The organism is Bradyrhizobium sp. CCGB20 (genome assembly GCF_024199855.1).
Classification (GTDB): domain Bacteria; phylum Pseudomonadota; class Alphaproteobacteria; order Rhizobiales; family Xanthobacteraceae; genus Bradyrhizobium.
The window spans coordinates 984,594-1,002,517 of the sequence record NZ_JANADN010000001.1 but is presented as its reverse complement, the minus strand read 5'-3'; the positions used below and the strand labels follow the sequence as shown (position 1 = coordinate 1,002,517).

Annotated in this window: 17 protein-coding genes, 1 tRNA gene and 1 pseudogene; 12 read left to right on the top strand and 7 right to left on the bottom strand. The window is 63.9% G+C overall.

The features are described from left to right. Positions 1-329: 329 nt before the first annotated feature. The 5 genes and pseudogenes from NLM15_RS04670 to NLM15_RS04655 all read right to left on the bottom strand — a co-directional run bounded on the left by NLM15_RS04670 (position 330) and on the right by NLM15_RS04655 (position 2,681). Positions 330-956, bottom strand: coding sequence for a response regulator transcription factor (locus NLM15_RS04670; RefSeq protein ID WP_254115807.1), 627 nt, complete (start codon positions 954-956; stop codon positions 330-332). 437 nt (positions 957-1,393) lie between these two features. After that, the gene (locus tag NLM15_RS04665) at positions 1,394-1,801 is read right to left on the bottom strand and encodes a hypothetical protein (RefSeq protein WP_254115805.1); all 408 of its coding nucleotides are present in this window, start codon (positions 1,799-1,801) and stop codon (positions 1,394-1,396) included. A gap of 17 nt (positions 1,802-1,818) precedes the next feature. Next, positions 1,819-2,157 (bottom strand): hypothetical protein, encoded by a 339-nt coding sequence (locus NLM15_RS04660; RefSeq protein WP_254115803.1) that lies wholly within the window; start codon positions 2,155-2,157, stop codon positions 1,819-1,821. A gap of 21 nt (positions 2,158-2,178) precedes the next feature. Then, positions 2,179-2,322, bottom strand: a pseudogene (locus NLM15_RS43865) (DUF6538 domain-containing protein); the annotation flags it as partial. A gap of 282 nt (positions 2,323-2,604) precedes the next feature. Further along, positions 2,605-2,681, bottom strand: a tRNA-Met gene (locus NLM15_RS04655). Positions 2,682-2,990: 309 nt separating this feature from the next. On the opposite strand from NLM15_RS04655, the gene NLM15_RS04650 reads away from it, so the two are divergent. Both NLM15_RS04650 and NLM15_RS04645 read left to right on the top strand, forming a co-directional pair. Then, positions 2,991-4,448: a coniferyl aldehyde dehydrogenase gene (locus tag NLM15_RS04650; protein ID WP_254115801.1), complete on the top strand. Its 1,458-nt coding sequence runs from the start codon at positions 2,991-2,993 to the stop codon at positions 4,446-4,448. A gap of 185 nt (positions 4,449-4,633) precedes the next feature. Beyond that, positions 4,634-6,226 carry a GMC family oxidoreductase gene (locus tag NLM15_RS04645; protein ID WP_254115799.1) on the top strand — a complete coding sequence of 531 codons (1,593 nt, stop codon included), beginning with the start codon at positions 4,634-4,636 and terminating at the stop codon, positions 6,224-6,226. A gap of 156 nt (positions 6,227-6,382) precedes the next feature. On the opposite strand, the gene NLM15_RS04640 is transcribed toward NLM15_RS04645, so the two are convergent. Next, on the bottom strand, positions 6,383-7,144 hold the full coding sequence (locus NLM15_RS04640) for an SDR family oxidoreductase (RefSeq protein WP_254115797.1): 762 nt from the start codon (positions 7,142-7,144) through the stop codon (positions 6,383-6,385). Positions 7,145-7,271: 127 nt separating this feature from the next. On the opposite strand from NLM15_RS04640, the gene NLM15_RS04635 reads away from it, so the two are divergent. The 3 genes from NLM15_RS04635 (at position 7,272) to NLM15_RS04625 (ending at position 9,749) form a co-directional block, all read left to right on the top strand. Beyond that, entirely contained in the window at positions 7,272-7,784 is a 513-nt protein-coding gene (locus NLM15_RS04635; RefSeq protein ID WP_254115795.1) for a CvpA family protein, read from the top strand. A 196-nt stretch (positions 7,785-7,980) separates the two neighbouring features. Further along, on the top strand, positions 7,981-8,763 hold the full coding sequence (locus NLM15_RS04630; protein WP_254115793.1) for an SDR family oxidoreductase: 783 nt from the start codon (positions 7,981-7,983) through the stop codon (positions 8,761-8,763). Further along, complete coding sequence (locus tag NLM15_RS04625) at positions 8,760-9,749, top strand: zinc-binding dehydrogenase (RefSeq protein ID WP_254115791.1); 990 nt, start codon at positions 8,760-8,762, stop codon at positions 9,747-9,749. Before NLM15_RS04630 ends, NLM15_RS04625 begins: the two co-directional genes overlap by 4 nt. Before the next feature lie 3 nt (positions 9,750-9,752). Here NLM15_RS04625 and NLM15_RS04620 read toward each other — a convergent pair whose 3' ends face one another. Further along, the gene (locus NLM15_RS04620) at positions 9,753-10,184 is read right to left on the bottom strand and encodes a DUF3775 domain-containing protein (protein WP_254115783.1); all 432 of its coding nucleotides are present in this window, start codon (positions 10,182-10,184) and stop codon (positions 9,753-9,755) included. A 125-nt stretch (positions 10,185-10,309) separates the two neighbouring features. Between NLM15_RS04620 and NLM15_RS04615 the strand changes: the two genes are divergently transcribed. The 7 genes from NLM15_RS04615 to NLM15_RS04585 all read left to right on the top strand — a co-directional run bounded on the left by NLM15_RS04615 (position 10,310) and on the right by NLM15_RS04585 (position 17,807). Further along, the gene (locus NLM15_RS04615) at positions 10,310-11,161 is read left to right on the top strand and encodes an MBL fold metallo-hydrolase (protein ID WP_254115781.1); all 852 of its coding nucleotides are present in this window, start codon (positions 10,310-10,312) and stop codon (positions 11,159-11,161) included. Between the two features lie 215 nt (positions 11,162-11,376). Then, entirely contained in the window at positions 11,377-12,219 is an 843-nt protein-coding gene (locus NLM15_RS04610) for a fumarylacetoacetate hydrolase family protein (RefSeq protein WP_254115779.1), read from the top strand. Between the two features lie 184 nt (positions 12,220-12,403). Then, positions 12,404-13,015 carry a glutathione S-transferase family protein gene (locus tag NLM15_RS04605; protein WP_254115775.1) on the top strand — a complete coding sequence of 204 codons (612 nt, stop codon included), beginning with the start codon at positions 12,404-12,406 and terminating at the stop codon, positions 13,013-13,015. A gap of 15 nt (positions 13,016-13,030) precedes the next feature. Next, on the top strand, positions 13,031-13,900 hold the full coding sequence (locus NLM15_RS04600; RefSeq protein ID WP_254115773.1) for an MBL fold metallo-hydrolase: 870 nt from the start codon (positions 13,031-13,033) through the stop codon (positions 13,898-13,900). Between the two features lie 149 nt (positions 13,901-14,049). Then, the gene (locus tag NLM15_RS04595; RefSeq protein WP_305887427.1) at positions 14,050-15,198 is read left to right on the top strand and encodes an alpha/beta fold hydrolase; all 1,149 of its coding nucleotides are present in this window, start codon (positions 14,050-14,052) and stop codon (positions 15,196-15,198) included. A gap of 67 nt (positions 15,199-15,265) precedes the next feature. Then, positions 15,266-16,237 carry an iron exporter MbfA gene (gene mbfA, locus NLM15_RS04590; RefSeq protein WP_254115771.1) on the top strand — a complete coding sequence of 324 codons (972 nt, stop codon included), beginning with the start codon at positions 15,266-15,268 and terminating at the stop codon, positions 16,235-16,237. Positions 16,238-16,334: 97 nt separating this feature from the next. Further along, positions 16,335-17,807, top strand: a complete 1,473-nt coding sequence (locus NLM15_RS04585) for an amidase (protein ID WP_254115769.1) — start codon at positions 16,335-16,337, stop codon at positions 17,805-17,807. The last annotated feature ends 117 nt before the right edge of the window (positions 17,808-17,924 follow it).

Below are 17,924 nucleotides of genomic sequence, written 5' to 3'. Positions count from 1 at the left end.
GTTGTCGGCGCAATCGGCGTTCGTTTCATTGCGACAGCGGAGGCTATGCCGGTCGCCGCAAATCCGGGACGGGCCGCGGTAACCATCGATCTCGCGACGCAGGCGCAGTGGGGTCCTCCGCATGGCCCTGGTTGGGGGCGGCCGCGACCGCGCAGGCGCCGTTGGGTTTGCTGGTGGCATCGCGGTCGCCGCCGCTGCGGGTGGCGCTGGAGGTGACCGTCCGCGATCCCTTCGCGGACGGGGAAGGACAGAGCTGTGCTTCCGCAGCGATCAGCTCTGCTTCACCGCAGCGATCGGTTGCGAAGCGCAGCCGGCCGCGCTGGTTTCGTTCACTCTTCAATCAATTTTGCTCGGATCGCGTAGCGGACCAGTCCAGCTATCGAATTGACCCCCAGTTTTCCCATGGCCGACGCCCGATGCGTTTCCGTGGTTTTCACGCTTGAGCTCAGCATCGCGCTGATACCCTTGTTGCTGTACCCCTCGGCCACGAGCTTAACAACGAGTCGCTCTCGCGGAGACAGCTTCACATGCCCCTCGCCAGCTTCGTCTTCTCGACCCGACTGACCACAAAATCGTCCGCCGACGAATGGCTTACGTGCCATTAGCGCTTCAACGGCAGCCAGCAGCAGCTTGTTTGCGTCCGACTTGACCAGGAACGCGCGCGCACCCGCTTGAAGCGCCTCTTGAGCCAGAACTCCGGATTCGTGCGCGGTAAAGATCAGCACCTCAGTTTCGCGGAGATGTTTTTTTATTCCTCGGGTTATTTCCAATCCCGTCATGCGCGGCATGAAGAAGTCGACGATCGCAACATCGGGCCGCTCTTTGAGAGCGGCCTCAAATGCCGATTTTCCGTCGGACGCCTCGGCGACAATCATCCAACCCGGCCGCTGCTCGAGGACCGCCCGTAGCCCGGATCGAACAGCATCATGATCATCAGCAATGAGAATTCGTTTCATGAGAGGGCTGCCTCGATGATCTTGTCGCAAGAGAACCTGGACGAGCTATGGGCTCTGCGTTTGAGCAGCATCTCCAACCGGGCCATCTCATTCGCGCCCTTGCGCGTGCGCCTCGACCTTCCGGAGGCATTTCGAACATGTCGGCTGACCGGTGTCTCCTGAAGGGACATGATACACTCGCCTTCCTGCAGTGCTAACTTTCGAACCGCTAGTTTCCTGGCATATGCAGACAACTCTCCGATAAATTTAGCCTACCGTCGCGACACACCGACCACACAATCAGTATAAGCCACTACGTAGAAATCCTCTAGGCAGCCAATCCCCGTCGTATGCCGAGCATCCCAAATTTGGCGCGATGCTCCCTGATTCAAATCAAGGAGTTGCTGGCGAGGAGCAGCATGCGGGTCGTCGAAAACGCGATTATGAAGACGCGTCCGTCAATCTGCGCGCTGTGTCATCGCCCGCTTGACGGCGGCAGCAATCGAGCGGCCCGGCGAGGGTGTTGCGCCGCAGAACAGTCCGCCGCCGCTTAGGTAAGACGTCTTTCCATATTCCGCCCGGGCCACCTCTTTGAAATTCCGTAATTCGGAAATCAACAGAGGCATCGCCGGCTTGTCTTTCGGCGTCGCATCGCGATGTTCGATGATGCCGAGCTTGAGCAGCAGCCGATGGATCGCGATCCACCGGTAGGCCGACTTCGTCTTGCCTCGCATTCCACCGGGCTGTGGATCGAAGCGCTGCTTCTCCGTCTCCTCCGGCGCAAAGGGGGCGTAACGGAAATGCGGCTCACCGCGGAAATCGAGGATATCGCGGCAGCGCAATTGCGCGATCTCGCTCGGGCGCATGCCGGCAAGGAGTTCGATCAGATTGGCCCAGAAGAAATAGCCCTGGACGTACTGAGGTCCGGAGTTCCCTTCTGCTCCAACCGCCCCTCGACAGACTTGGACTTTTCGAGTGCCTTGGATGCACGGCTGTTCTCGCGCACCAGCGTGACGAAGTGTTCGTCCCATCCGGGCACCACGTCATTCGGTTTGAGAGACAAGCCGCGCACGGTCCATTGGGCCACAAAGGCCATATCCTGAAACGCCCGGCGTTCCACGATATCAGCTTCATCACGCACGGGCTCGACCGCCAGGGCCTGCAAACGCGGCCACAACGCTTGCAGCACCTCCCTCGGATCCTCGGCCGCCTTGACGCTCATCATCCAGCTCGCAATTCGGGCTGCCCGCCGGACGGCGACCTTCTGGTCCGACGTCCGTAGGCTAATCCGAAACGCTGACTTGGATCCCGCCGCCAGGCAAGCCGGCAGGCGCGCTCTAAACAGGTATCTGCCGTCCCGGCGGGAAAGGTAAGCGTGGCGAGCCATCTTCAAGACCGTGTCCAGTGTGAGGGACACAGGTCGCGCCGCCGCGATAAAATACGACTTAATACATTGAAAAAACTGAAGAATTTCGGGAGTTGGTAGCTACCCTAATTGTGGTAGCGGGAGAGGGACTCGAACCCCCGACCCCAGGATTACGGTGACAGTGCACTCAATTCACTGGCGACCAGAAGTCCAAGACGGTTCAGCGACCATACCCCACAAACAAAACAAAAATGGCCCGCTTGTCGCGGGCCATTTTCGTATCGGAACCGGTCATTCCGAATTTGGTTGCGGGGATAGGATTTGAACCTATGACCTTCAGGTTATGAGCCTGACGAGCTACCGGGCTGCTCCACCCCGCGTTAAACCGTTGCTTTGCCTTCGTGAAAATGCCGGGGACGGTGGATTGAGGGCCGACGCTGTTCGCGTGGCTTGCTTCTCCGCCCCAAAGACTTCCTTGGAAGGCAACCCCGGGCAAAGCCCTCGGGTGCGGGGCGTATGTATCAAGGCGGGCTGCCTTTGGAAAGGGCTGCGGGGACGTTTTTTTCGACTTTGTGACAGGCCAATGGACCGGATTCCGGTTGATTTGCCGCACACTTGCCAGAAGTTCCACAAAGGGCCAGCTTGCGGCAACAAAACAGAGGCGAAACGCCGTTTCGGGGAGGAACGCCATGGACCACGCCTTGGACCAAACCCCGGACCGATTCCCGAAGAGTGCCCCGCTCCGGAGCCTCGAGGATGCCTTCCAGGCCATGGTCGCGCGGTCGCGGGCGGAGCCTGCGCCCGATCTCGCCGAGCGGCTCGACCGGCTGGCGCGGCTGCGCTCCGTCGTCGCCGACAACGAGGAGCGTTTCCGGCAGGCGATCTCGGCCGATTTCGGCCACCGCTCGGCGGTCGAGACCACCATCGCCGAGACCATGCTGGTGTTCTCCGAGATCCGGCATGCGGCCAAGCATCTGAAGAGCTGGATGGCGCCGCAGCGCGTGGCCACCGCGCTGCAATTCCTGCCCGCGCGCAACCGGCTGATGCCGCAGCCGCTCGGTGTCGTCGGCATCATCGCGCCCTGGAATTATCCGCTCCAGCTCACGCTCGCGCCCGCGATCGGCGCGATCGCCGCCGGCAACCGCGTCATCATCAAGCCGAGCGAGCTGGTACCGCATTTCTCGGCGCTGCTGAAGGAGACGATCGCGCAAAGGTTCGATGCCACCGAGGTGCTCGTCACCGGCATCGAGGACGAGATCGCGAAAGCCTTCGCACACCTGCCGTTCGACCATCTCGTCTTCACCGGCTCGACCCGGGTCGGGCGGCTGGTCGCGGAGGCCGCGGGGCGCAATCTGACGCCCGTGACGCTCGAGCTTGGCGGCAAGTCGCCGGCAATCATCGACGCCTCGGCCGATTTCGAGGAGGCGGCCGAGCGCATCGCCTACGGAAAGCTGCTCAATGCCGGGCAGACCTGCATCGCGCCGGATTACGTGCTGGTGCCCGAGCGCTCGCTGCAGGCCTTCGCCGAAAAGGTGCGCGCGCAGATGCGGCGCATGTTCGGCACCGATCCGGCCAACAAGGACTACACCTCCGTGATCTCCGACCGGCACTATGCGCGGCTGGAAAATCTCGTCGCGGACGCCGCCCAGCGCGGCGCAAAGATCCTGCAACCGGCGAAGGCGGACGATCCGAACTGGAAGGCACACCGCAAATTCCCGCCGACCTTGATCGTCGGTGCGACCGAGGCGATGGCCGCGATGCAGGAGGAGATTTTCGGTCCCGTTCTGCCGGTGCTGGGCTATCGCGATCCGGCGGAGGCGATCGCTTTCGTCAACGCCCGCGACCGGCCGCTCGCGCTGTACTGGTTCGGCAAGGATCGCACGGCCCGCGACGAGGTGCTGTGTCGCACCATGTCCGGCGGCGTCACCGTCAACGACTGCCTGTTCCACTTCACCCAGATCAACCAGCCGATGGGCGGCGTCGGCGCATCCGGCACCGGCGCCTATCACGGCGAATGGGGTTTTCGCACGTTCAGCAAGCTGAAGCCGGTGTTTTATCGCTCCAAATTCAACCGCCTCGCCGACCTCTATCCGCCCTACGGCGGCAAGATCGCGCGGCTGGAGAAGCTGATGCGGTTCATGTCGTAGCAGCCACAGACACCGTCATTGCGAGGCGATGCAAAGTTAGACCCTCACCCTGAGGAGCGCGCCAGCGGCGCGCGTCTCGAAGGGCGAGGCCACAGACGGGCCTTCATCCTTCGAGACGCGCGTTCCGCGCTCCTCAGGATGAGGAACTGAGAGACAACAAAGAAACTTTCGTGGGGGAAACATCAGTGACGGACACATTCGATTTCGTCGTCGTGGGCGCGGGCTCCGGCGGCTGCGCGGTGGCGGGGCGGCTGTCGGAGGATGCGGCAACGTCCGTGGCGCTGCTCGATGCCGGCGGACGCAACGACAATTGGCGGATCACCACGCCGTTCGGGCTCGCCTTGCCCTACAGCGCGGCCAATTGGGCCTTCGATACCGTGCCGCAGAAGGGATTGAACGGCCGTATCGGCTATCAACCACGCGGCAAGGGGCTCGGCGGCTCCTCGGCGATCAACGCCATGGTCTACATCCGCGGCCACAAATGGGACTACGACCACTGGGCCGCGCTCGGCAATGAAGGCTGGTCGTACGCGGACGTGCTGCCCTATTTCAAGCGCTCGGAGCACAACGCCGATTTCGACGGCGAGTATCACGGCAAGGGCGGCCCGCTGCATGTCAACAGACTGCGCTCGGACAATCCGATCCATGACGTCTTCCATCAGGCCGCGCGCGAGGCGCAGTTCCGCATCCGCGAGGACTTCAATGAAGAGGACCACGAAGGGCTCGGCAGCTACCAGGTGACGCAGCACCATGGCGAGCGCTGGAGCGCGGCACGCGCCTATCTGCAGCCCCACATGGACAAGCGCGCGAATCTGCGCGTCGAGACGGGGGCGCAGGCCACGAAGATCCTGTTCGAAGCAGGGCGCGTCGTCGGCATCGAATATGTGCAGGGCAAGCAGACAAGGCAGCTGCGCGCCCGCCGCGAGGTGATCCTCGCCTCCGGCGCCTTCCAGTCACCGCAATTGCTGATGCTGTCGGGCATCGGCGACGGCGATGCGCTTCGCACGCACGGCATTGGCGTCGTGCATCATTTGCCGGGTGTCGGGCGCAACCTGCAGGACCATCCGGATTTCGTGTTCGTCTACGCCTCCGACTATCCGCACTTCGTTCACGCCTCGATCAGTCGGTTGCCATCCCTGCTCCGCGCCATCCAGCGCTACCGCAAAGAACGCCGCGGGCTGATGACCACGAATTTCGCCGAGTGCGGCGGCTTCCTGAAGACCCGGCCCGATCTCGATGTACCCGACATCCAGCTCCACTTCGTCATCGCGATGCTCGACGACCATGGCCGCAAGAAGCACAAGGAGGCGGGTTTCTCATGCCATGTCTGCCTGTTGCGGCCGAAGAGTCGCGGCAGCGTATCGCTGAAAAGCGCCGATCCGCTCGCTGCTCCGATGATTGATCCGAACTTCCTGGGCGAGGCGGAGGATCTCGAAGCGATGGTCGCTGGCTTCAAGACCACACGACGACTGATGGAGACGCCTGCGCTGCGCGCGTTGCAGAAGAAGGACATGTTCACGTCCGATGTGAGAACGGACGACGACATCCGCGCCATCCTGCGCAATCGCGTCGACACCGTGTATCACCCTGTCGGCACCTGCAAGATGGGCACGGATGCGATGGCCGTGGTCGATCCGGCGCTGAAGGTGCACGGCGTGGATGGTTTGCGCGTCGTGGACGCCTCGATCATGCCGACGCTGATCGGCGGCAACACCAACGCGCCGACCATCATGATCGGGGAGAAGGCGGCGGACATGATCAGGGGGGAGATGCGGTAGCTCTTCTCCCTCTCCCCGCTTGCGGGGAGAGGGTCGGGGTGAGGGGGAGTCTCCACAAGGACAGTGATAGCTGGACTCGCGGAGACTCCCCCTCACCCGGAATTTGCTGCGCAAATTCCGGCCTCTCCCCGCACGCGGGGAGAGGCGAAGAAAGGTTCAATTCAGCAGGAAACCACCATCCACTGTCACTACACTTCCCGTCATGTACCGCGACGCCTTCGAGGCCAGCAGCAGGATCGCGCCGTCGAGATCGGACTCGGCGCCGACGCGGCGCTGCGGGATGCGTTTGGTCAGGCGCTCGCCTGGTGGCGTCGACCAGAAGGCGTGGTTCATCTCGGTGTCGATGTAGCCGGGCGCCAGCGCATTGATGCGGATGTTTTGCCCCGCGAGCTCCAGCGCCATCGCCTTGGTTGCCTGGAGGATGCCGGCCTTGGAGATCGCGTAAGGCGACACCGCCTTCAACACGCCGGTGCCGAGCACGGAAGCGATATTGACGATGTTGCCTTCCTGCTTGCGCGCGATCATGCGCCGCGCGACTTCCGTCGCGAGGAAATAGGCGCCCTTGAGATTGGCGCCGATCACCGCGTCCCAGTCGGCTTCGGTCTGCTCGGTCGCGAGCTTCTCGATGGCGATGCCGGCATTGTTGATCAGCACCGTGATCGGGCCGAGCGCGGCTTCCGTGGCATCGACGGCCTTCGCGATCGAAGCGGTGTCGGTGACGTCGAGCGCGACGGCGGCGGCGCGGCCGCCCTTGCCGCGGATCTCCTCTTCCAGGCTCTTCAGCTTGTCGGTCTGCCGCGCCGCGAGCGCAACCGCCGCGCCGTTGGCCGCCAGAACCCGGGCAAATTGCCGCCCCAGTCCCTGACTCGCACCTGTTACGAGGATGGTTTCTTGACTGACGTCGAATAGGTCTGACATGACGTTTCCTTGCGCGATGTCCCTGAGCTTTGGAGCATCAATACAGACGATTTTAGCGATCTGAAACCGGAATGATCGGTTCGGCGTTCATTCGTTCCATCGACGTTAGCGTTCCAAGGCAGGGTTCATGAACAGTTTCGATCTCGCGGTCTATGCGGCGTTCGCCATCGCGATCGGCCTCGGTTTCAGGACCGGCCTGCTCGGCAGCGCCATGACCATCCTCGCCTATCTCCTCGCCGCCCCCATCGCCGTCGCGCTGATGCCGCTGATCGTTCCGCAGGTCGCCGGCAACCCGAATTCGCCGTTCCTTCAGAACTGGATCTGGTTCTTCGGCATCTTCGTGGTGGTCGGCATGCTGTTTGGATATATCGGCCGCCTCGCGCTGAGCGACACGATCCGCCAGGCCGGCATCGGCGACCGGCTCGGCGGTGCCGCGCTCGGCGCGATCAGGGTTTGCCTCGTCGCGACCACGCTGGTGCTGGTGTTCGACCAGATCGTCCCGGCCAACCGCCAGCCGCCGTTCCTCGCCGGCTCGCATCTGCGGCCGCTGTTCTCGGCGGCCGGCCGGATGGGCTTCAAGACATTGCCGCCGGAGGCCGCCGCAGCCATCGACCGCCTCAAGCAGGAACGGCGCATCTAGGGCGCGATAAGATCGCGCTCCGTTATCTGGGCATGATCTTTTCGGAAAACCGCTACACACTTTTCCGGATCATGCCGGTTTGCATCGCCGCACGACGCGCCATGCATTTTGACGCGGCTCGATCCCTTATCAGGGCCGTCGGGTTTGGCTAGAGTGCCGCCCTCTAAAACCTGCCTGACATTACGGGAGTGAAACTGTGGATCTTGGGATCAAAGGTCGCCGCGCCATCGTCTGCGCATCCAGCAAGGGCCTCGGACGCGCCTGCGCCATCTCGCTGGCCGAAGCCGGCGTTGACGTCACTCTGACCGCGCGCGGCGCCGAAGCCCTGAAGAAGACGGCCGACGACATCCGCAAGGCCTATCCTGGCGTGAAGGTCACCGAGATCGTCGGCGACATCACGACGCCTGCCGGCCGCGAGGCCGTGCTGAAGGCCTGCCCCGAGCCGGATATCCTGATCAACAATGCCGGCGGCCCGCCGCCCGGCGATTTCCGCAACTGGACCCGCGACGACTGGATCAAGGCGATCGACGCCAACATGCTCACCCCGATCGAGCTGATCAAGGCGACCGTCGACGGCATGATGGCGCGCAAGTTCGGCCGCGTCGTCAACATCACCTCGGCGGCGGTGAAGGCGCCGATCGACATCCTCGGCCTCTCCAACGGCGCGCGCGCCGGCCTCACCGGCTTCATCGCCGGCCTGTCGCGCAAGACCGTGATCAACAACGTCACCATCAATGGCCTGTTGCCGGGCCCGTTCGAGACCGACCGTCTGACCGGCACCGCCAAGGCCGAGGCCGACAAGCGCGGCACGACGCCCGAGCAGATCCTGGCCGAACGCGCCAAGCTCAACCCGGCCGGCCGCTTCGGCCAGCCCGACGAGTTCGGCTATGCCTGCGCCTTCCTGTGCGGCGCCAAGGCCGGCTTCATTACCGGGCAGAACATCCTGCTTGATGGTGGCGCCTTCCCAGGGACGCTGTGAGAGCAGTCTGGTACGAGCAGACGGGACCGGCGGCGGACGTTCTCACCTATGGTGAGATGGCGACGCCGGTCGCAGGCCCGGGCGAAGTTCGCATTCGCCTGGAAGCCTCCGGCGTCAATCCGGCCGATGTCGGACGGCGCGGCGGCAGCTATCGCGCGATGGAATTTTCGCGCGTGATCCCGAACAGCGACGGCGCGGGCTTTGTCGACCAGATCGGCGACGGCGTGACGCGCTTCGGGATCGGCGATCGCGTCTGGCTGTTCAACGGCCAGCGCAACGGCCGCGCCTTCGGGACCGCGGCCGAATATATCGCGCTCACCGAGCAGCTGGTGACGCCGCTGCCGGACAATCTTTCTTTTGCGGAAGGCGCGACGCTCGGCATCCCCGCGATGACCGCGTGGTGCTCGCTTTTTGCGGACGGGCCAATCGTCGGCAAGACCGTGCTGGTCACCGGCGGTGCCGGCGCGGTCGGCCATTATGCGGTGCAGCTCGCCAAATGGGGCGGCGCGCAGGTGATCGCGACGGTCAGCTCGGCGATGAAGGGCGAGCAGGCGCGGCAGGCCGGCGCCGATCTCGTGGTCAATTACAAGGACGAGGACGTCGTCGCCAGGGCGATGGCCTTTACCGGCGGACGCGGCGTCGACCACGTGGTCGATGTCGATTTCGGCGGCAACATCGCGGCCACGCTCAAGCTGATGGCGGTGAATTCGACCATTGCGGTCTATGCCACCAATGGCAACCGCACACCTGTCGTGCCGATGCGCGAGCTGATGGAGAAGTGCATCAACTTGCGGTCGCTGGTGCTGTTCGCACTGCCGCCGGCGCTGCTTGCAGCAGCGCAGGCCGACATCACCAAATGGCTGGCGGCAGGACCGCGGATCCACAACGTCGCGGCGCAGTTCGCGCTGTCGGACACGGCGCAGGCCCATCTCGCCGTCGAGAAGGGCGACAAGCTCGGCACCGTGATCGTGGACTGCGCGCGATAAGGGTTACGAAACCGGCGTGGTCCGCTCGTCGGTCCAGTCGATGCCGAGCTCGTCCATGCCGTCGGCCAGGAGATCGCCCAGCATCGGCTCACCGAGGAGATACTGCACCGCCTCGCGCCGGGGAGCCTTGTATTCGGCGCGCGCCTCGGCGGCGCGAGCGCGCAGATCGTCCCACTCCTCCACTTCGCCGTCGCCGCGACCGAGCCACATCAGCGTGACGAGGTCGAGTTGCTCGTCCTCGTTCAGCGCCCGGATGAAGCCGGAGAGCTCGGCTGCGACCGGATCGGAAGTGGAGTCCTCCAGCACGTCGATCTCGTCATCGTCGGAAGGGTTGGACCCCGAATCCGGATCGGACGCGGCTTCCTTGACGTCGAATTCGCGCGCCTTCTCGATGATGAAGGCGACCTTGTCGGTGGATATGGCAAGCTCTGGCATGGGCTCCCCCTTAGGGCTGTTGCCGGGTTCCTCCGATAACGCGACATCGAAGCAGATGATCCATTGCGTTCGACCGCGGAAAGCCGCATCTTTTCGCGAAAGCAAGAAAATGAGGGGCACGCCGCATGCAGTGGAAAGTGGGCAAGGTCAAAATCACCAAAATCGTGGAAATGGAGACGGTCGGCTCGACCCGCTTCATCCTGCCTTTGGCGAGCAACGACGAAATCCAGAAGCTGCCCTGGCTGATCCCGCATTTCGCCACCGAAGAGGGCCGGCTGAAGATGTCGATCCATTCGCTGGTGGTGGAAACACCCTCGCAACGCATTGTGGTCGACACCAGCCTCGGCAACGACAAGCAGGGCCGCAACGTCCCGGCCTGGAATAACCGCACCACACCATTCCTGGAGACGATGACGGAAGCGGGCTTTGCGCCTGACAGCATCGACACCGTGCTGTGCACGCACCTTCATGTCGATCATGTCGGCTGGAACACGAAGCTCGTGGGCGGCAAATGGGTGCCGACCTTTCCGAAAGCGCGCTATGTCTTCGGCCGGACCGAATATGAGCACTGGCTGGAACATTCGACCGAGCCGGACAAGGCGGCGGTGTTTGGCGATTCCGTGAAACCGATCGTCGATGCCGACAGGGCCGATCTGATCCCGAGCGACCACCGGCTCTGCGAGGAGATCAGCATGATCCCGACGCCGGGCCACAGCCCCGGCCATATGAGCGTTTTGATCCAGTCGGACGGCGAGCAGGGTCTGCTCGCCGGCGACGTCGCCCATCACCCCTGCCAGATGGCGCATCTCGGCTGGTCCTCGACCGCGGATTCCGACCAGGCGCAATCGGCCGCGACGCGGGCAGCGCTGTTCGGACGGTTTGCAGATACTCCGACGCTGGTGATCGGCGGGCATTTCTCGGCCGGACACATCAAGCGGGACGGCGACGCGTTCAGGTTTGTGGCGCTGCAATCGTAGGGTGGATTAGCCCTGCGGATTGCGCGAAGCGCAAACCGCTCGGCGTAATCCACCACTGTCCGCTTCCGCGGAGAGAAAAGTGGTGGGTTACGCCTGCGGCTAACCCACCCTACAAGGAAGGGCTGCAATGCATCCCTTTTCGGCGGTTGAATTTCCCGCCGCCCTGTTCCATGAAGCTATTTAACCGATCGGTCCATCTCCAGGGAGAAACGAGAATGAAGCTTGTTCGTTATGGCGAAAAGGGTGCGGAAAAGCCCGGCCTGATCGACAAATCCGGCCAGTTGCGCGACCTGTCGGCGCATGTGAAGGACCTCACCGGCGAAGCCTATTCGCCCGAGTCCCTGAAGAAACTCGCAGGCCTCGACCCCGCCTCCCTGCCCGCCGTCTCCGGCAAGCCGCGCTTCGGCGCGCCAGTCACCGGCATCTCGAAATTCGTCGCCATCGGCCTCAATTACAGCGACCACGCCAAGGAGACCGGTGCGGCGATCCCGACCGAGCCGATCATCTTCATGAAGGCGAACACCTCGCTGTCCGGCCCGAACGACGCGGTCGAAAAGCCGCGCGGCTCGACCAAGCTCGACTGGGAGGTCGAGATCGCCGCCATCATCGGCACCCGCGCGAAGTATGTCTCGGAAGCCGACGCGCTGAACTACGTCGCCGGCTATTGCGTCTGCAACGACGTCTCCGAGCGCGCCTTCCAGACTGAGCGCCTGGGTCAGTGGACCAAGGGCAAGTCGCACGACACGTTCGGCCCGGTCGGTCCGTGGCTCGCCACCAAGGACGAGGTCAAGGACGTGCAGAACCTCTCGATGTGGCTCGACGTCAACGGCCAGCGCCGCCAGACCGGTTCGACCAAGACCATGATCTTCTCCATGGCCCAGTGCATCTCCTATGTCTCGCAGTTCATGACGCTGCTGCCGGGCGACATCGTCACCACGGGCACCCCGCCCGGCGTCGGCCTCGGCATGAAGCCGCCGACCTTCCTCAACGTCGGCGACGTCGTCACGCTCGGCATCGAAGGCCTCGGCGAGCAGAGGCAGGAGATCATCGGGGCGTAAAGTCTCCGCCTCATCCTGAGGAGCGCGCAATGCGCGCGTCTCGATGGATGTGCCAAGAACACCGCCACCCGACATATGCGCCGGGTGGCGAGAGAAAATCCCTCGTTATCCATCCTTCGAGACGCGCGCCAACGGGCGCGCTCCTCAGGATGAGGACCATCTGTCTGGATAGAGGTTATTTCCCATGAAACTCTCCTTCTCCCAAGCTTCGCCCTTTGCCCGCAAGGTGCGCATCGCCGCGATCGAGCTCGGGCTGATCGACAAGATCGAGCTGACGCCCGCCACCGTCGCGCCGGGCACGGTCAACGAGGATTATTCGCGCATCACGCCGCTGAGGAAGCTGCCGGTGCTGATCACCAATGACGGCGACGTCATTCTGGATTCCTACGTCATCGTCGAATATCTCAACGAGATGGCCGGCGGCAGCCTGATCCCAGATTACGGTCCGCGGCGCTGGAAGGCCAAGACCAATCACTCCCTGATCAACGGCATGCTCGATTCCATGTTGCTGTGCCGCTACGAGAAGATGGTGCGGCCGCAGGGCCTGCAATGGCAGGCCTGGTCGGACGACCACTGGAACCGGGCCTGGACCGGCATGGCGCGTTTCGAGAACATGCCTGAAGTTCTCAACGGTCCGTTCGACATCTCGCAGATCGGCCTCGTCTGCGTGCTCGGCTATGCCGACTTCCGCTTCGCCGATTGCGGCTGGCGCAAGGCCTATCCGAAGCTCGACGCCTTCCACCAGAAGATGCTGGAGCGCCCCTCCGTGAAGATCTCGGTGCCGCCGGCCGCATAAATCTCGGGAGTTCTCATGAGCCTGAAATACGCGGTCGGCGATCTCACCATCCATCGCGTCATCGAGCAGGAAACCTCGTTCGTCCCGGCACTGGAGATGCTGCCGGGACTGACGAGCGAGGTGCTCGCCGAGAACCGGGCGTGGATGCGCGACGCCAAGGCGCTGGACGAGCAGGACGTGCTGCTGCTGTGCTTCCAGTCCTATGTGGTGAAGACGCCGCACCACACCATCCTGGTCGACAGCTGCATCGGCAACGACAAGCCGCGGCCCAATCGTCCGAAATGGAACATGAAGACCGACGATACCTATTTGCGCGCGCTCAAGACCGCGGGCGTCTCGGTCGATGACATCGACTTCGTGATGTGCACGCATCTGCATGTCGACCACGTCGGCTGGAACACACGGCTGGAGAACGGCCGCTGGGTGCCGACCTTCCCCAAGGCGCGTTACCTCTTCGCCAAGCAGGAATACGACCACTGGTTCGCGGAGAATGCGAAGGCGGAGATCCCGCCCTTCGCCGACAGCGTGCTGCCGGTGGTCGAGGCGAAGAAGCACGAACTGGTCGGCAACGATCACCAGATCGGCGATCACGTCCGCATCCTGCCGACACCCGGTCACACGCCGGGCCATATCGCGATCACGATGGGCCGCGGCAAGGACGACGCCGTGTTCTCCGGCGATCTCATGCATTCGCCGCTACAGACTCTGTATCCGGAGCTGTCGATCAAGTTCGACGTCGATCAAGCCAAGGCGGCAACGACGCGCCGGAGTTTCCTGGAACGCTATTGCGACACCGACACGCTGTGCTGCACCGCGCATTTCCCCTCGCCGTCGGTCGGGAAGATCCGGCGCAAGGGGAACGCGTTCGAGTGTGTGGCGGTGTAGCGAGATGCCGTAGGGTGGGTTAGCCGAAGGCGTAACCCACCTCTTCTGTCTCCGCGGAAAGTAAAGTGGTGGGTTACGCCGGGCGGTTTGCGCTTCGCGCAATCCGCGAGGCTAACCCACCCTACGATTCCACCCGAGTGGAGGGAAACATGACAACACTCCCCGACATCCCCCTGCCCGCCGGCATCCGCTCGCGTTACGTCGACGGCATCAACGGCCTGCGCATGCATGTGCTCGAGGCCGGTTTCGAGAGCAAAGGCCGTCCCTGCATCCTGCTTCTGCACGGTTTTCCCGAGCTCGCCTTCTCCTGGCGCAAGGTGATGCCGGCGCTCGCGGCTGCGGGCTATCACGTGATCGCGCCGGATCAGCGCGGCTATGGCCGCACCACGGGATGGACCGCCGATTATGACGGCGATCTCACGCCGTTCTCGCTTCCGAACCTCGTGCGCGATGCGCTCGCGCTGGTGTCGGCGTTCGGCTACAGGCAGGTGGACCTTGCCGGCCACGATTTCGGCAGCCCCGTCGCGGCCTGGTGCGCGCTGATCCGGCCCGACGTGTTTCGCACAGTGACGTTGATGAGCGCGCCTTTCGGTGGCGCGCCGCTCCTGCCGTTTGGCACGGTCGACGGTCCCGCGAAACCGCCGGTCGAAGACCCTGTTCATCGCGAGCTCGCCGCGCTGCCGCGCCCGCGTATTCACTATCAATGGTACTATTCGACGCGCCCAGCCAATGCCGACATGCTGCGCGCGCCACAGGGCGTGCATGATTTCCTGCGCGCCTACTACCATCACAAGAGTGCGGACTGGACCGACAACAAGCCGTATCCGCTGACATCGTGGTCGGCGAATGAACTGGCCAAGCTGCCGACCTATTATGTGATGGACGCTGGCGAGACCATGGCCGAGACGGTCGCGAAGGAGATGCCCTCGCCCGCCGCGATCGCCGCCAACCAATGGCTGCCGGACAGCGATCTCGCTTTTTACAGCGCCGAGTATGGCCGCACCGGATTCCAGGGCGGGCTGCAATGGTATCGCTACGGTACGTCAGGCGTTCTCAACAACGAGATGAAGCTGTTTGCGGGCCGCAGCATCGACGTGCCCTCCTGCTTCATTTCCGGCAAGCAGGATTGGGGCACCTATCAGCGCCCCGGCGTGTTCGAGGCGATGCAGGGGCGCGGCTGCACCAAGCTGCTCGGCTGTCACCTCGTCGACGGCGCCGGCCATTGGGTGCAGCAGGAGCAACCGGCCGAGGTCAGCCGGCTTCTGCTCGATTTCCTGACGAAAGCAGGTGCGGCCTGATTTGACCCGGGAACCACGGCGCCCTATATAGTTTAGAATAATTCTAAACTAGGAAAACAGGGCCGCTGTGAAGACTTTTGCCGATCTGACCGAGCGCGAGGTGCTTGCGGTCGCGATCTCCTCCGAGGAGCAGGACAGCCGCATCTACATGACCTTCGCCGAGGATCTCCGCGAGCGTTACCCTGATACGGCGAAGATTTTCGAGGAGATGGCCGAGGAGGAACGCGGCCACCGGCATCGCCTGCTGAAACTCTACGAGGAGCGCTTCGGCCAGCATCTGCCGCCGATCCGCCGCGAGGACGTCAAAGGCTTTTTGCGCCGGCGCCCGATCTGGCTGACCAAGAACCTGCCGCTCGATACGATCCGGAAAGAGGTCGAGACCATGGAGCTCGAGGCCGAGCGCTTCTACGCGCGCGCCGCCGAGCAGGCCGAGGATGTCGGCGTGCGCCGCCTGCTCGGCGATCTCGCCGAGGAGGAAAAGCATCACGAGAATCGCGCCGTCGCGCTCACCGGCGAGATCCTGAAGCCCGACGTGCGCGCCGAGGAAGACCGCACGCGGCGGCGGATGTTCGTGCTGCAATATGTGCAGCCGGGCCTTGCCGGCCTGATGGACGGCTCGGTCTCGACGCTGGCGCCGTTGTTCGCCGCGGCCTTCGCCACGCACCAGAACTGGCAGGCGTTCCTGGTCGGCCTTGCCGCGTCGATCGGCGCCGGCATTAGCATGGGATTCGCGGAAGCGCTGTCCGACGACGGCTCGCTCACGGGGCGCGGCTCGCCCTGGCTGCGCGGCATCACCTGCGGCGCGATGACGACGCTCGGCGGGCTCGGCCACACCCTGCCTTATCTCGTCCCGGACAGCTGGCCGAACGCATTCTGGATCGCGACGGGAATCGCCGGCGTCGTCGTGTTCTTCGAATTGTGGGCGATCGCCTTCATCCGCGCACGCTACATGGACACGCCATTCCTCCAGGCGGTGTTCCAGATCGTGCTGGGCGGGGCGATCGTGCTGGCGGTGGGGATATTGATCGGGGCGGCGTAACGTTTCCCCATCGCATGGCAATCGCGATCAAACAGCCATTGCGGCATTCGGCCAAACTGCGCATCATTCTACCGGCAATAAGAGCAGGAGAAGCGCCGTGGCCAAGTCGGAATGGAGTTTCAAGAGCGCGGTCGAGCTGTCGGCCGCATTGAGCGCGAAGAAGGTCTCCGCGGTCGAGCTCACGCAGGATGCGATCGAGCGCATCGAACGGCATGACGGCAAGATCAACGCGATCTGCGTGCGGGATTTCGATCGCGCGCTGGTTGCGGCGCGCGAGGCGGATGCGGCGCTGGCGCGCGGCGAGCGGAAGCCGCTGCTCGGCCTCCCCGTCACGGTGAAGGAATCCTACAACGTCGCCGGCCTGCCCACGACCTGGGGCTGGACGCCGCAGAAGGATTTCAGGCCGGCGGAGGACGCGCTGTCGATCTCCCGGGTGAAGAACGCCGGCGGCGTCATCCTCGGCAAGACCAACGTTCCCGCCGGGCTCGCGGATTGGCAGAGCTACAACGATATCTACGGCACGACGAACAATCCGTTCGATCTCGGCCGCACGCCCGGCGGCTCATCGGGCGGCTCGTCTGCGGCGCTCGCGGCAGGCTACGGACCGCTCTCGCTCGGCTCCGACATCGGCGGCTCGCTGCGCGTTCCCGCCTTCCATTGCGGGGTCTATGCGCACAAGCCGACCTACAATCTCTGTCCGACGCGCGGCCATACGCCACCGCCATTTCCGGCGATTCCGATGGAGCGCGACATGGCGGTGATCGGTCCGATGGCGCGGAGTGCGGCCGATCTGCCCCTGCTCCTGGATGTGATGGCAGGCCCCGATCCGCTGGACCTCGGCGTCGGCTACAAGCTCGCGCTGCCGGAGGCGCGACATCGCGAGCTGAAGGATTTCCGCGTGCTGGTGATCGACAGCCACCGGTTGCTGCCTGCGAATGCCGAGATCCACGGCGCGATCGAGAAGCTGGCGGAGCGATTGTCGAGCGCCGGCGTGAGCATCGCGCGCGAAAGCCCGCTGTTTCCCGACTTCACGGACGCCTCGCGCCTCTACATGCGCATGCTGATGAGCTTTCTGGGCGCCTTCCTTCCGCCGGACATTCTCGCCGGCGCGCGTGCCGGGGCGGCGCAGCTCTCACCCGAGGACAAGAGCCTGTTCGCGGAGCGGCTGCGCGGCATGACCTGCACGCATCAAACCTGGGTGTTCGACGAGGGCGCCCGCGCCGGCCTGCGTGCGCAATGGCGGCAATTGTTCAGGACATTCGATGCGGTGATCTGCCCGATCATGCCGACCCCGGCCTATCCGCATGATCATTCGCCGCAGCAGGAGGCGCGCCGGATCAACATCGACGGCAAGGACTTTGCCTATCCGGACCAGCTTGCCTGGCCCGGCATCGCCACGCTGACGGGGCTGCCGGCAACGGCTATTCCGCTCGGTCTGTCGAAGGACGGCCTGCCCGTCGGCGTGCAGATCATCGGGCCCTTCCTCGAAGACAGGACGCCCCTGAAGCTCGCCGAGCTGATCGAGCGCGAGTTCGGCGGGTTTGTGCCGCCGAAGATGTTTGACGATTGAGAAGCCTCATCCTGAGGAGCGCGCAAGGCGCGCGTCTCGAAGGATGAGACATCATGGCCTTCATGGTTCGAGACGGCGCTGACGCGCCTCCTCACCATGAGGGTCGACAAGGGAGAG

Bases quoted from the DNA above. Each gene is read 5' to 3' on its own strand.
- NLM15_RS04670 (WP_254115807.1), bottom strand. From the start codon at position 956: ATGAAACGAATTCTCATTGCTGATGATCATGATGCTGTTCGATCCGGG.
- NLM15_RS04665 (WP_254115805.1), bottom strand. From the start codon at position 1,801: ATGCGCCCGAGCGAGATCGCGCAATTGCGCTGCCGCGATATCCTCGAT.
- NLM15_RS04660 (WP_254115803.1), bottom strand. From the start codon at position 2,157: ATGAGCGTCAAGGCGGCCGAGGATCCGAGGGAGGTGCTGCAAGCGTTG.
- NLM15_RS04650 (WP_254115801.1), top strand. From the start codon at position 2,991: ATGGACCACGCCTTGGACCAAACCCCGGACCGATTCCCGAAGAGTGCC.
- NLM15_RS04640 (WP_254115797.1), bottom strand. From the start codon at position 7,144: ATGTCAGACCTATTCGACGTCAGTCAAGAAACCATCCTCGTAACAGGT.
- NLM15_RS04635 (WP_254115795.1), top strand. From the start codon at position 7,272: ATGAACAGTTTCGATCTCGCGGTCTATGCGGCGTTCGCCATCGCGATC.
- NLM15_RS04620 (WP_254115783.1), bottom strand. From the start codon at position 10,184: ATGCCAGAGCTTGCCATATCCACCGACAAGGTCGCCTTCATCATCGAG.
- NLM15_RS04615 (WP_254115781.1), top strand. From the start codon at position 10,310: ATGCAGTGGAAAGTGGGCAAGGTCAAAATCACCAAAATCGTGGAAATG.
- NLM15_RS04610 (WP_254115779.1), top strand. From the start codon at position 11,377: ATGAAGCTTGTTCGTTATGGCGAAAAGGGTGCGGAAAAGCCCGGCCTG.
- NLM15_RS04605 (WP_254115775.1), top strand. From the start codon at position 12,404: ATGAAACTCTCCTTCTCCCAAGCTTCGCCCTTTGCCCGCAAGGTGCGC.
- NLM15_RS04600 (WP_254115773.1), top strand. From the start codon at position 13,031: ATGAGCCTGAAATACGCGGTCGGCGATCTCACCATCCATCGCGTCATC.
- NLM15_RS04595 (WP_305887427.1), top strand. From the start codon at position 14,050: ATGACAACACTCCCCGACATCCCCCTGCCCGCCGGCATCCGCTCGCGT.